Here is a 12517-nt window from a genome sequence, read left to right on the forward strand (position 1 = left end):
CGGGGAAGGGGCGGGTTATGCAAGACGTGCCCGCCGACAAAGACGGGTTATCACCGGCAGTTTTTAGCTGCCGTGGCATTATTTCGATAAAAACCGGTTCCCAAGCGTTCGCCTCCTGTTCTATAGGAGGTCGTAATAGGTGAGGCAAAGATTGAACGGCCGCTGCAAGTGCGAGACTGGCTATTGTCCATTGTGCTCTCCTCTTCCTCATCCCTGTGCTCGTTACGGGGATCCAGCCAGCCCAAGTCCTTGGGCTGAAAGGAGTCTCTCCGTCGCGCCGACGCGCGCCGGCTGGATTCCTGTGACAAGCACAGGAATGAGGATGGTGGGGATGGAAGCGGCGGGTAAAACCGTTCAGTCAGGCCTTGAAAACCGATACGGGAAGGAAAATGCGATGACTGGACTGGTGCGCACGAGTGCCGACCTCGATCCGAGACGCAGGCGGATACTTTACCGCTGCTGGCACCGGGGCATTCGCGAGATGGATCTCGTGCTCGGGCAATTCGCGGAAGACAATATTGCCGGACTTACCGACGCTCAGCTCGATGAGCTTGAGATCATCATGGCGGAAGAGGATAACGACCTCGTCAAGATGGTGACGGGCGCTCTTGCCATACCGGAAAAATTCCAGACGCCGCTGTTTGAGAAGATCGCCTCCTATCGTCCCGATTTCGATCTCGTCACAGCCGAAACCCTGAAAGCCTGAAACATGATAGCCGGATTCGATGCAAAGCTGGTGGCGTCGGCCGATACGCCGCTGACCATCGGAAATGTGCCCTCCGGCATGGAAGCCCTGCTTTTGGCCGACATGGCGCGGGCAGGGACATCGGTGGCCTATGTGATGTCGGACGGCCAGCGGGTCGCCGATCTCGAACAGATCCTCGGTTTCGTCGCGCCTGACATTCCGGTGCTGACTTTGCCTGCCTGGGACTGCCTGCCCTATGACCGCGTGTCACCGAGCGCAGACACCTCGGCGCGCAGGCTGGCTGCGCTCTCCGGCCTCATCAGTCACGCGAAGAAACCGCATCCGGCCATCGTTCTCGTCACCGTCAACGCCATGCTGCAGAAGATGGCGCCGCGCGACATCATCGAGAGCCTCGGCTTTTCCGCAAAACCCGGCAACCAGATCCGTATGGAAGACATCGCCGCGCGACTGGAGCGCAACGGTTTCGACCGGGTGGCGACGGTGCGTGAAGTGGGTGAATTTGCCGTGCGCGGCGGCATTCTCGATGTTTTCGTTCCCGGTACGGAAGAGCCGGTACGGCTCGATTTCTTCGGCGATACGCTGGAAAGCATCCGCACCTTCGATCCGGCCAGCCAGCGCACCATCGGTCAGGCGCGCTCGCTTGATCTGAACCCGATGAGCGAAGTGACGCTGACGCCGGATACGATCGGCCGTTTTCGCAAAAATTATCTGTCGCTATTCGGTGCGGCGACGCGCGACGATGCGCTTTATCAGGCCGTCTCCGAGGGCCGCCGTTACGCTGGCATGGAGCATTGGCTGCCGCTGTTTTACGAACAGCTGGAAACCGCCTTCGATTATCTCAAGGGTTTCCGCATAGTCACCGATCATACGGCGCGGGAGGCGGCGAAGGAACGTTCCAAACTGGTCCTCGACTATTACGAGGCGCGCCGCGCTTCCGGCGAGACCAAGGGATCGACGCAGGGCGCGCCTTACAAGCCGGTATCGCCGGGGCAAATCTATCTCGACGGCAAGAGCTTCGAGGCGGCACTTTCCGCCGTCAATGCGGTGCGGCTGACGCCCTTCAACGAACACGATACCGAAGGCCGTCCGGTTGCGACGCTGGACGCTCATGTCGGGCCACGCTGGGCACGCCCACCGACCGAAGGCGATAGCGAAGAGCGGGTCAACGTCTTCGATCTGGCGGTGAAGCACATTGCCGAGCGCCGCGCCAAGGGCTGGAAGGTGCTGATCACCGGCTGGTCGGAAGGCTCTCTCGACCGGCTGCTGCAGGTCTTGAACGAGCACGGGCTTGAAAAGATCAAGCCGGTGGCATCTCTGAAAGAGGTCGACACGCTCGGCAAGGGCGAGGCGGCTTCGGCAGTTCTCAGCCTCGAAGCCGGTTTCGAGACCGGAACGCTCGCGATCATCGGCGAGCAGGATATTCTCGGCGACCGTATGGTGCGCCGCTCCAGACGCCGCAAGCGCGGCGCGGATTTCATTTCGGAAGTGGCGGGGCTGGACGAGGGTTCGCTCGTCGTTCACGCCGAACACGGTATCGGCCGTTTCGTCGGTCTGCAGACCATCGAGGCGGCGGGTGCACCGCGCGCCTGCCTGGAACTGCATTACGCCGACGATGCCAAGCTGTTCCTGCCGGTCGAAAACATCGATCTTCTCTCGCGATACGGTTCTGACGCCGCTGAAGCCACGCTTGACAGACTGGGTGGCGGCGCATGGCAGATGCGCAAGGCCAAGCTCAAGAAGCGCCTGCTCGACATGGCAGACGAGCTTATCCGCATCGCAGCCGCGCGTCTGGTGCGCCATGCGCCGGTTCTGGCCGCGCCGGACGGTCTTTACGATGAGTTTGCCGCCCGCTTCCCCTATGACGAGACCGAAGACCAGCTGAACGCCATCGAAGCGGTTCGCGAGGATCTCGGTGCCGGGCGTCCGATGGATCGCCTCATCTGCGGCGATGTCGGTTTCGGCAAGACCGAAGTGGCGTTGCGCGCCGCCTTTCTTGCCGCCATGAACGGCGTTCAGGTGGCGGTCGTCGTGCCAACCACGCTGCTTTCCCGCCAGCATTTCCGCACCTTTTCGGAGCGTTTTCGCGGGCTGCCGATCCGGGTTCAGCAGGCCTCGCGGCTTGTCGGTTCCAAGGAGCTTGCGCTCACCAAGAAGGAAGTGGCCGACGGCAAGACGGATATCGTCGTCGGTACACACGCGCTGCTTGGTGCGGGCATCAATTTCGCCAATCTCGGCCTGCTGATCATCGATGAGGAGCAGCATTTCGGCGTGAAGCACAAGGAGCGCCTGAAGGAGCTGAAGAGCGACGTGCATGTGCTGACGCTTTCGGCAACGCCCATTCCGCGCACCCTGCAGCTGGCCATGACTGGCGTGCGCGAATTGTCGCTGATCACCACGCCGCCGGTGGACCGCATGGCGGTGCGTACCTTCATTTCGCCCTTCGATCCGCTGGTGATCCGCGAAACGCTGATGCGCGAGCATTATCGCGGCGGCCAGAGTTTCTACGTCTGCCCGCGTCTTGCCGATCTCGCCGATATCCATGCTTTCCTGCAATCGGATGTGCCGGAGCTGAAAGTGGCGGTGGCGCATGGCCAGATGGCGGCGGGCGAACTCGAAGACATCATGAACGCCTTCTATGACGGCAAATATGATGTGCTGCTGTCGACCACCATCGTCGAATCCGGCCTTGATGTACCAACTGCCAATACGCTGATCGTGCATCGCGCCGATATGTTCGGTCTCGCCCAGCTTTACCAGCTGCGCGGTCGTGTCGGCCGTTCCAAGGTGCGCGCCTTTGCGCTGTTCACCCTGCCGGTCAACAAGGTATTGACGACGATGGCGGAGCGGCGGCTGAAAGTGCTGCAATCGCTCGATACGCTGGGCGCCGGTTTCCAGCTTGCCAGCCACGATCTCGATATTCGCGGCGCGGGTAATCTCTTGGGCGAGGAGCAGTCGGGCCACATCAAGGAAGTCGGTTTCGAGCTTTACCAGCAGATGCTGGAAGAAGCCGTGGCCGAGGTGAAGGGTGACGAGCAGGTGCAGGATAGCGGCTGGTCGCCGCAAATCTCGGTCGGCACCTCTGTCATGATCCCGGAAGACTATGTTCCGGATCTGCATCTGCGCATGGGGCTTTACCGCCGTCTCGGCGAGCTTGCCGATATCGGCGAGATCGACGGTTTTGGTGCGGAAATGATCGACCGTTTCGGCCCGCTGCCGAAGGAAGTCCAGCATCTCCTCAAGATCGTCTACATCAAGTCGCTCTGCCGCACCGCCAATGTCGAGAAAGTCGATGCCGGGCCGAAGGGCGTGGTCCTGCAATTCCGTAACAAGGAATTCCCGAACCCGGCGGCCCTCGTCGCCTATATCGGCAAACAGGGCACGATGGCGAAGATCCGCCCCGATCACAGCCTGTTCCTGACCCGCGATCTGCCCACGCCGGAAAAACGGCTGACGGGTGCCGCTATGGTCATGACACAGCTTGCGGAACTGGCGCGTTCCTGAGGTTTGTCGATCCATAGCGGACCGAGGCGCGTGGGGTTTACCCCCCTCTGCCCTGCCGGGCATCTCCCCCTCAAGGGGGAGATCGATATGCGGCTAGGTTTCGCCCATCTCGATGTTCGAGAATGAAGTGGTGTCAGCGCCTCTTTCCGATCTCCCCCTTGAGGGGGAGATGCCCGGCAGGGCAGAGGGGGGTAAGCCCCACACGCCTCCGGTCGACCGTCAATGGGAAACCCCTGAAAGCCAAGACCTAAAGCACGTCCAGACAAACGAAAACAGAAGGGTCCGACATCGTCTGCTTTACCGGACCTGACAACCTCCACAAACATTACAGCGATGTAATGAAACGGACATGCGCCGGTAGCGTCGGCGGGCGTAGTCTTGTCTTTCTGTCCTGTGCTGCGTTCACCTACACGCAGCCGGAAGACGAAGGAGCAAGACAATGTGGACCAGGATGAACAGGTTCGTCTCCGCAGGTCTGGTTGCTTTGACAATTGCGGGCACCACAATTGCCACCACCAGCCAGGCGGAAGCACGCGGTCATTTCGGACATGGGCATGGCGGCGCGGGCATTGCCGCGGGTATCGCTGGAGCAATTATCGGCGGCGCCATCATCGCCGGGGCGCGGCATCCCTATGGCGGCCCCTATTATGACGAGCCTTTTTACGGCCCGCCGGTTTATGGCCCTCCGGTGATCTATCAGCCCGCATATCCACGCTGCCACGTCGTCTGGCGGCAGAATAGCTGGGGTGATATGTACCGCGCGCGCGTCTGCGACTGACCCTTCGCTGCCAACAGTAAAATAGCTATGGAAGAACGAGCCGCGACTAAAGGGTTCTGGGCGCGTCTTCCGGCGTGATGCCGACGGCGACATTCTGGTCGGTGGCGGCGATGGAGGCCGGCATCGGCACTTTTCGCTGTTTTTCACGGATGAGCGTCAGAAGACCCGAGCCGACAATGAGCGCTATGCCGATCAGCATCCAGCCATCGATATGGTCGCCAAAGATAAGGTAACCGAACAGGATGGCCCAGAGCATCTGGCTATATTGCGTCGGTCCGATCATGGCGGCCGGGGCGTAACGGGCGGCATACATGACCAGCACGTTGCCGACGGCGGCAAACAGGCCGTAACCGGCCAGAAGCAGCCATTGCTCGCCGCTTGGCGGCACGAAAGTGGGGATCATGGCCAGGCCGCTGATCACCAGACAGCCCAGCACGCCCGCGCCATAAAGCGAGACGTTTTTTTCCGACGGCCCCATGGCGCGGAAGATCACGATGGACAGCGCGCCGCTTAGACCACCGAGGATAGCGCCGAGATGGCCGATGCCCAGTTCGCGGAAGCCGGGCCGCAGGATGATCAGCACACCAATAAAGCCGATGATGACCGCCGACCAGCGCTTGATGCCGACCTGTTCCTTCAAAAACACCACAGACATAATGGTGACGAAGGAAGGCAGCAGGAAAATCAGCGCAAAGGCTTCGGCCATGGAGAGGTGCGTGAAGGCGGTGACGCTGCCGACCGCCCCGATGCCGGAGGCAAAAAAGCGGATGAGCCAGAGCGGGCGGTTTGTCGTCCTGACGATGTCCATCCAGCGGTCGTTGCGCTTTCGGATGAGGGGCAGGGCGACGAGGCCGAAGACGGCGCCGAAGAAGGCCGATTCGATCGGTGAAATCTGGCCTTCTATGAGTTTAACGCTCGCGTCGCTCCATGCGTAGGCAGCGAAGGCGGCAAAGGCAAGCAGAATGCCTTTCAGGGTCTGGTCGGACACGGGAAAACACCAACAGTTTATCGGTTAGGGTAAGCTGCCGGTGGTTCGACCGTCAGTTCATCGACTTATGCTCGTCCGCCTTGATTTTTGCAATATCCCGCAGTGCAGCAATCAATACATCAGGCGTTTGCGCGCCGCTGATGGCATATTTCTGGTCGAGGATGAAAAACGGCACGCCGGCGACGCCCATTTGCTGCGCCGCATCAATTTCTGCAATGACGGTGTCCTTGTCCGCATCCGATGCGAGCAGCCGCGTCACCACCTTGGCGTCCATGCCTGCCTTTTCGGCAATGTCGGTCAGTACGGCGTGATCGCCGATGTTGCGGCCTTCCTCGAAATTCGCCTTGAACAGGCCGGTGACGACCTTCTCCTGAACGTCGCGACCTTCGGCATGTGCCCAGAGCGACAGGCGGTGGGCGTCGAGCGTGTTCGGGCCGATCTTGATCGCATCGAAATCGTAATGGATGCCGACTTCCCTGCCGAGTTGCACCAGAGTGGTGTGCGCCTGTTCGAGGCGCTCCTTGCCGAGCTTTTCTTCGAGAGCAGCTTTCTGGTCGACGCCTTCCGGCCGATAATCCGGGTTGAGGCGGTAAGGCCGCCAGTTCACGTCGATGCTGATTTCGTCCTGCACCTCGGCAATGGCGAGATCGAGTCTCGCCTTGCCCAGATAACACCAGGGGCAGACCATATCCGATACGACGTCGATAACGATGCGTTCCATGGCTTTATCTTCCGTTGTCTTGGACCGGGCAGGGGCGGTCTATTGCGCCCGTGCATCCCACCAGGTCTGTTTCTGATTGCCTGATATCGGGGTCATATCCGGGCGGTCGATATATTTCCAGCGGGCTATCCATTGTGCGCCGATGTAGTAGAGCGGAATGACGTAGTGACCGGCAACCAGCAGGCGGTCATAACCGCGCACAGCCGCCTGGAAATCCTCCGTCGAGCGGGCCTGCAAAAGGGCCTCGATCATGCGGTCTATGTCGGGGCTCGCCGCGCCCGCATAGTTGAAGCTGCCCTGTGCATCCCGCGACAGTGAACTCCAGCGGTTGAGCTGCTCGGCCCCGGCGAAAGCGAGGAGGGCAGGGAGCGGATGATCATGTCGTAATCGAAGCTGTTGGAGCGGGCCTGATACTGGCCGTCGTCAACAGAACGGATGCCCATGGCGACGCCGATCAGGTTCAGCGAACGCTGATAGGCAAGTGCGATGCGCTCCTGCGCCGGGTTCTGCGTCATGATCTCGAATGCAAGCTGACGGCCATTGGCGTCGGACATTTTGCCATTCTTGATGCTGTATCCGGCCTCTTTCAGCTTATCGACTGCCAATTTCAGAACCTTGCGATCCGCACCGGTCCCGTCTGTGGTCGGCAGGGCGTAGGTTCCCGCCAGAAGTTCGGGTGGCATGGTTTTGGCCGCATCGCCGAGCAGCGCAAGCTCGCGCTCGTCGGCGGCATTGCCATAGGCACCAAGCGCGGAGTTCTGCCAATAGCTCTGCGTACGCTTGAAGGCGCCGCCGAGGATGTTCTTGTTCATCCATTCGAAATCAAGCGCGTAGGACAGGCCCTCGCGCACCTTTTCGTCGGCAAAGACCGCGCGGCGGGTGTTGAAGACAAGACCGAACATACCGGATGGCAGGCGCGGCTGGAAAACGTCCTTGACGATATCGCCGCGATGGACGGCGGGAAAGTTGTAGGCCTGCCCCCAATGCGAGGTGTCGGAGGTACCGTTGATGGCGTCGCCTTCGGGATAGATGTCGATATCGCCCTTCTTGAAGGCCTCGAACATGGTGGTGACCTGGAGGAAATAGGTGACGCTGATCTCGTCGTAATTCTCGAAGCCGACCTTGCTTGGAATGTCCTTGCCCCAGTAGTCGGGGTTTCGCTCCCAGATGATTCGCTCGCCGGGCCGCAGGGTCTTGATTCGGTACGGACCCGAACCGACGACCGCGCCGAGGCCCGCCTGCTCGAATTTTTCCGGATCGATTGCATGTTTCGGCAAAATCGGAGTGGAGGAGGCGAGAATGAGCGGCGTTTCGCGGTTCGCCCTGTCGTTGAAGGTGAAACGCACGCCGTGATCGCCGATCTTTTCCAGCTTCGCCACACCGTCGAGGCGGCTGTTGAAAGGCGGGCGGCCTTTCTCTTTCAGCAGGTTGAAGGTGAAGATCACATCGTCAGGCGTCACCGGTTCGCCATCCGACCACTTGGCCCTGGGATTGATGTTGAACTGGATGAAAGTGCGCTCTTCATCCCATTCCGCGGTTTCGGCCAGCAGGCCGTAAAGGCTGAAAGGCTCGTCGCTTGAGCGCTGCATCAGCGGTTCGTAGAGCAGATTGCCGAATTCCGGGTCCCAGACGCCGCGCGCCGTGGTGCGCATTCCCTTGAGAACGAAGGGGTTGAGGCTGTCGAAGGTACCGACGACACCATAGGAAATGCGGCCGCCTTTCTTCACATCCGGATTGACATAGGGGAAGTGGTGGAAATCTGCCGGCAGCGCGGGCGTGCCGTGCATGGAAATGCCATGAAGCGGCTGCGCCTGGGCGCTCCCGGCGGGAAGCAGGGATGAACCCAAAAGAAACAATGCGGGGATGAGGGCCGCAAGGTCGCGCATCTTATTATCCTGTCTCAACTGTCCGTCCGATTTGTCATGATGATCGGTTTATCGTCATGATTGGTTTTTTCGTTATGATTCTGGCAAATATGTAGCACAGGCCCATGGCCGGACCCATGCGAGGGCGGGAAATCTTGGCCCACCTCAAGAAAAAGTTAAAGAAGTGCTGGATATCGCCGCGATCGGCATGTAACAGGGTGGCCGGAAGAGACGGGTCACGCATTTGCCTCATTTAAACGACAGTTGAACGGGCAGAAGGATACCGCCATCGGCGAGCAGAACCTCAGCGGTGCTGTTCTGGCAGACATTCAGGAGACGGAACTCTTATGATGCAAAAGGCAAACACATTCACCCGGACGGCTCTGTCCGCTCTGGTCCTCTCTCTCGGCGCAATGTCCGCTCCGGCCATCTCGCAGGCGCAGGATGCTGCTCCCGCCGCTCAGGGCGCCGGCGCTCCTCCGCTCGGCTGGTTCAAGACCTGCTCCAAGCAGGAAGACAACGATGTCTGCGTCGTGCAGAACGTGGTTCTTGCCCAGAACGGCCAGATGATCACCGCTGTCGGCCTCATCACCGTTGAAGGCAAGGTTAACCGCAAGCTGCTGCAGGTCTCCGTTCCGACCGCGCGTCTCGTGCCCCGGGCGTGATGATGCAGATCGACGGCGGCAAGGGCCAGAAGCTCGATTATGCCGTTTGCCTTCCCGACAAGTGCACGGCCGAAGTTCCGCTGACGGACGCCATGATCGCATCGCTGAAGAAGGGTAGTGAGGTGGTCTTCACCTCGATCAACTTCCGCCGCGCGCCGAACCCCATCAAGATTGCGCTGACCGGCTTCACGGGTGCTTATGACGGCCCCGCGATCAGCCAGTCGCAGCTTGCCGAAAGCCAGCGCAGCCTTCAGGAAGGCATGCAGAAGAAGGCTGAGGAAGCCCGCAAGAAGCTGGAAGCCGCCCAGGACGCCGCCAAGGGCGCGCCGAAGCCCTGATTGCGAGCCCAAGCTTCAAGAACAAAAAACCGGTCTGGAAACAGACCGGTTTTTTTATGTCTCGGGATTGGTGAGATCCGCCGCCTGAACCGCGTTCAATGTGCGGTCGACATCTTCGGACGCCATTCTCCATTCGGCGCCTTGTCGAAGATGCGGCCGATATTGGGATTGCGCAGCGGTGTCTCGCTTTCGTCGTGGACGAGGTTCTGCTCGGAAACATAGGCGACATATTCAGTCTCCTCGTTTTCGGCCAGAAGATGATAGAAGGGCTGGTCGCGATCCGGCCTGATTTCCGCAGGGATGGCGTTCCACCATTCCTCGGTATTGGCATATTCCGGGTCCACGTCGATGACCACACCGCGGAACGGAAACACCTTGTGGCGGACGATCTCGCCAAGCGTGAATTTTGCGTCTCTTTGTTTCATGGCATGAACTTCCTTTCCCACTAATAGTTGGGTGCGGAATGCGAAATATCAAGGGCTAGCGGTTGTGCCACCCCTGTCCACCGCCTGGGCGTTCAGGCCCTGCGGCCGATCGGCGCCGTGGCGATGACGACGCCGCCGGTGACGAGCACGATGCCGATGGCGTGATAGGTCTCGAAGGTCTCGCCAAGGAAGAGCGTGGCCATCAGGATCGACACGGGCGGCATCATATAGAGCGTGATCCCCGCCGTGGCGGGGCCGAAAACGCGCACCGTATGTGTAAAGCAATAAAAGGCAAGCAGCGAGGCAAAAAGGATGATGCCGCCGATCTTTGCCCAGGCTATCGGGGTGGCCGGCATCAATCCGCCCTGCGCCAGTTCCAGTGCTGCAGGCGGCAGAAGGACAAGCGCGCCGGAGAGCGCGATCAGGCCGAACAGGCTGAATGAGGCCATCTGCCGCGCCGCCGGATCGCGCAGCAGCAGCGAATAGACCGCAAAGGCAATCGCCGCCGTCAATATGGCGAAATCGCCGATGTTGAAATTCATGTCCCGGAGAGCGGACATATCGCCCTTGAGCACGATCGCCGCCACGCCCGCAAAGGCGATGATCATGCCCACGATTTCGAGCTTTCTGATGGGGCGGCCCTGGAAGATGCGCTGGAACAGGATGATGAACAGCGAGGATGTCGTATAGATCAGCGTGCCGTTGGCCGCCGTCGTCATGGTCAGGCCCCAATAGACCACGCCGCCGCAGATGCCCATGCCGAGAATGCCGAGAACGAGCCACAGCAGCGTTTTCTGCCGCACGAAGGCGAGGCAGTTTCGCCAGTCGGCGATCATGAAGGGTACGATGATAAAGGTCGATCCAATCCAGCGGATGAAGGCGGCGATGAAGGGGGAGACCTCACCGACGACGCCACGGCCGAAAATGACATTGCTGGAGAAAAAGAACGGCACAGCCAGAAAGATGAGCCAGTCCGTGAGGCGGGTTTGCTGAGAGGCTGGCTTGTTCGACATTGTTCGCAATATGGCTGGGCTTCAAAAGAAAACGGCGGCCTCCTGGGAAGCCGCCGGAATGGAAAGGGACGCCCGAAAGAGCGTCCCGAATGCCGATCAGGCCGAGTAGTACATGTCGAATTCGACCGGATGCGGGGTCATTTCGAAACGCATGACTTCCTGCATCTTCAGCTCGATGAAAGAGTCGATCTGGTCGTCGTCGAACACGCCGCCGGCGGTCAGGAACTTGCGGTCCTTGTCGAGGCTTTCCAGCGCTTCGCGCAGCGAGCCGCAGACGGTCGGGATCTTCTTCAGTTCCTTGGCAGGAAGGTCGTAAAGGTCCTTGTCCATCGGCTTGCCGGGGTGGATCTTGTTCTTGATGCCGTCCAGGCCGGCCATCAGCATGGCCGCAAAACCGAGATAGGGGTTCTGGGTCGGGTCCGGGAAGCGGACTTCGACGCGCTTTGCCTTCGGGTTGGAGCCGAAGGGAATGCGGCAGGATGCGGAACGGTTGCGCGCCGAATAGGCGAGCAGAACCGGCGCTTCATAACCCGGCACCAGACGCTTGTAGGAGTTGGTGGTGGGGTTGGTGAAGGCGTTGATGGCCTTGGCGTGCTTGATGATACCGCCGATGTAGTACAGGCAGTTTTCAGACAGGCCGGCATATTCGTCGCCTGCGAAGGTCGGCTTGCCGCCCTTCCAGATCGACTGGTGCACGTGCATGCCAGAGCCGTTGTCGCCGAAGATCGGCTTCGGCATGAAGGTTGCCGTCTTGCCATAGGCATTGGCGACCTGGTGCACGACGTACTTGTAGATCTGCATCTTGTCGGCGCTGGAAACCAGCGTGTCGAACTTCACGCCCAGCTCGTGCTGTGCAGCGGCCACTTCGTGGTGGTGCTTTTCAACGACCACGCCCATTTCCGACAGAACCGTCAGCATTTCGGAGCGCATGTCCTGCAGGCTGTCGATCGGAGGAACCGGGAAATAGCCGCCCTTGACGCGCGGACGGTGGCCGAGGTTGCCGGTTTCATAGTCCGTGTCGTCGTTGGATGGCAGTTCCGACGAGTCGAGCTTGAAGCCGGTGTTGTAGGGGTCGGCCTTGTACTTCACGTCGTCGAACACGAAGAATTCCGGCTCGGGGCCGACGAATACGGTGTCGCCAATGCCGGATGCCTTGAGGTAGGCTTCGGCCTTCTTTGCGGTGCCGCGCGGATCGCGGTTATAGGCTTCGCCCGAGACCGGGTCGAGAATGTCGCAAAGGATAACGAGCGTGGACTGGGCGAAGAACGGATCAGTATGGGCGGTTGCCGGATCGGGCATCAGCACCATGTCGGACTCGTTGATGGCCTTCCAGCCGGCGATCGAGGAGCCGTCGAACATGACGCCATCGGCGAACATGTCTTCGTCAACGCAGACGACATCCATGGTGACGTGCTGCAGCTTGCCCTTGGGATCGGTAAAGCGCAGGTCCACGAACTTGATGTCGTTATCCTTGATCTGCTTCAAGATATCGTTTGCGGTCGTCATTTAAACGTCTT

At 60.1% G+C, this 12517-nt stretch carries 8 protein-coding genes and 2 pseudogenes; 4 read left to right on the forward strand and 6 right to left on the reverse strand.

The window, feature by feature from the left end; genetic code table 11:
- Nucleotides 1-394 precede the first annotated feature (394 nt).
- The 3 genes from G3A56_RS01195 (at nucleotide 395) to G3A56_RS01205 (ending at nucleotide 4985) form a co-directional block, all read left to right on the forward strand.
- Nucleotides 395-706, forward strand: coding sequence for an FAD assembly factor SdhE (locus G3A56_RS01195; protein ID WP_082184711.1), 312 nt, complete (start codon nucleotides 395-397; stop codon nucleotides 704-706).
- 3 nt (nucleotides 707-709) lie between these two features.
- Entirely contained in the window at nucleotides 710-4207 is a 3498-nt protein-coding gene (gene mfd, locus G3A56_RS01200) for a transcription-repair coupling factor (protein ID WP_082184391.1), read from the forward strand.
- Nucleotides 4208-4646: 439 nt separating this feature from the next.
- Nucleotides 4647-4985, forward strand: a complete 339-nt coding sequence (locus G3A56_RS01205; RefSeq protein ID WP_035242419.1) for a hypothetical protein — start codon at nucleotides 4647-4649, stop codon at nucleotides 4983-4985.
- A 46-nt stretch (nucleotides 4986-5031) separates the two neighbouring features.
- Here the strand turns inward: G3A56_RS01205 and G3A56_RS01210 are convergent, their stop codons facing one another.
- The 3 genes and pseudogenes from G3A56_RS01210 to G3A56_RS01220 form a co-directional block, all read right to left on the reverse strand.
- Nucleotides 5032-5973 carry a DMT family transporter gene (locus G3A56_RS01210; protein WP_082184390.1) on the reverse strand — a complete coding sequence of 314 codons (942 nt, stop codon included), beginning with the start codon at nucleotides 5971-5973 and terminating at the stop codon, nucleotides 5032-5034.
- A gap of 52 nt (nucleotides 5974-6025) precedes the next feature.
- Nucleotides 6026-6694 carry a DsbA family oxidoreductase gene (locus G3A56_RS01215; protein WP_082184389.1) on the reverse strand — a complete coding sequence of 223 codons (669 nt, stop codon included), beginning with the start codon at nucleotides 6692-6694 and terminating at the stop codon, nucleotides 6026-6028.
- A gap of 39 nt (nucleotides 6695-6733) precedes the next feature.
- Nucleotides 6734-8580: pseudogene (locus tag G3A56_RS01220) on the reverse strand (extracellular solute-binding protein).
- 326 nt (nucleotides 8581-8906) lie between these two features.
- Between G3A56_RS01220 and G3A56_RS01225 the strand changes: the two are divergent.
- Nucleotides 8907-9562, forward strand: a pseudogene (locus G3A56_RS01225) (invasion associated locus B family protein).
- Nucleotides 9563-9657: 95 nt separating this feature from the next.
- On the opposite strand, the gene hspQ reads toward G3A56_RS01225, so the two are convergent.
- The 3 genes from hspQ to glnA all read right to left on the reverse strand — a co-directional run bounded on the left by hspQ (nucleotide 9658) and on the right by glnA (nucleotide 12506).
- Nucleotides 9658-9987 (reverse strand): heat shock protein HspQ, encoded by a 330-nt coding sequence (gene hspQ / locus G3A56_RS01230; protein WP_035242421.1) that lies wholly within the window; start codon nucleotides 9985-9987, stop codon nucleotides 9658-9660.
- Between the two features lie 92 nt (nucleotides 9988-10079).
- A complete protein-coding gene (locus tag G3A56_RS01235) occupies nucleotides 10080-11000 on the reverse strand; it encodes a DMT family transporter (RefSeq protein WP_082184387.1) in 921 nt (306 codons plus the stop codon).
- 96 nt (nucleotides 11001-11096) lie between these two features.
- Entirely contained in the window at nucleotides 11097-12506 is a 1410-nt protein-coding gene (gene glnA, locus G3A56_RS01240; protein WP_003495537.1) for a type I glutamate--ammonia ligase, read from the reverse strand.
- Nucleotides 12507-12517 lie beyond the last annotated feature (11 nt).

Origin of the sequence: Rhizobium oryzihabitans, assembly GCF_010669145.1 — a bacterium.
GTDB classification, from domain to species: Bacteria; Pseudomonadota; Alphaproteobacteria; order Rhizobiales; family Rhizobiaceae; genus Agrobacterium; species Agrobacterium oryzihabitans.

Bases quoted from the DNA above. Each gene is read 5' to 3' on its own strand.
- G3A56_RS01195 (WP_082184711.1), top strand. From the start codon at position 395: ATGACTGGACTGGTGCGCACGAGTGCCGACCTCGATCCGAGACGCAGG.
- mfd (WP_082184391.1), top strand. From the start codon at position 710: ATGATAGCCGGATTCGATGCAAAGCTGGTGGCGTCGGCCGATACGCCG.
- G3A56_RS01205 (WP_035242419.1), top strand. From the start codon at position 4,647: ATGTGGACCAGGATGAACAGGTTCGTCTCCGCAGGTCTGGTTGCTTTG.
- G3A56_RS01215 (WP_082184389.1), bottom strand. From the start codon at position 6,694: ATGGAACGCATCGTTATCGACGTCGTATCGGATATGGTCTGCCCCTGG.
- hspQ (WP_035242421.1), bottom strand. From the start codon at position 9,987: ATGAAACAAAGAGACGCAAAATTCACGCTTGGCGAGATCGTCCGCCAC.
- G3A56_RS01235 (WP_082184387.1), bottom strand. From the start codon at position 11,000: ATGTCGAACAAGCCAGCCTCTCAGCAAACCCGCCTCACGGACTGGCTC.
- glnA (WP_003495537.1), bottom strand. From the start codon at position 12,506: ATGACGACCGCAAACGATATCTTGAAGCAGATCAAGGATAACGACATC.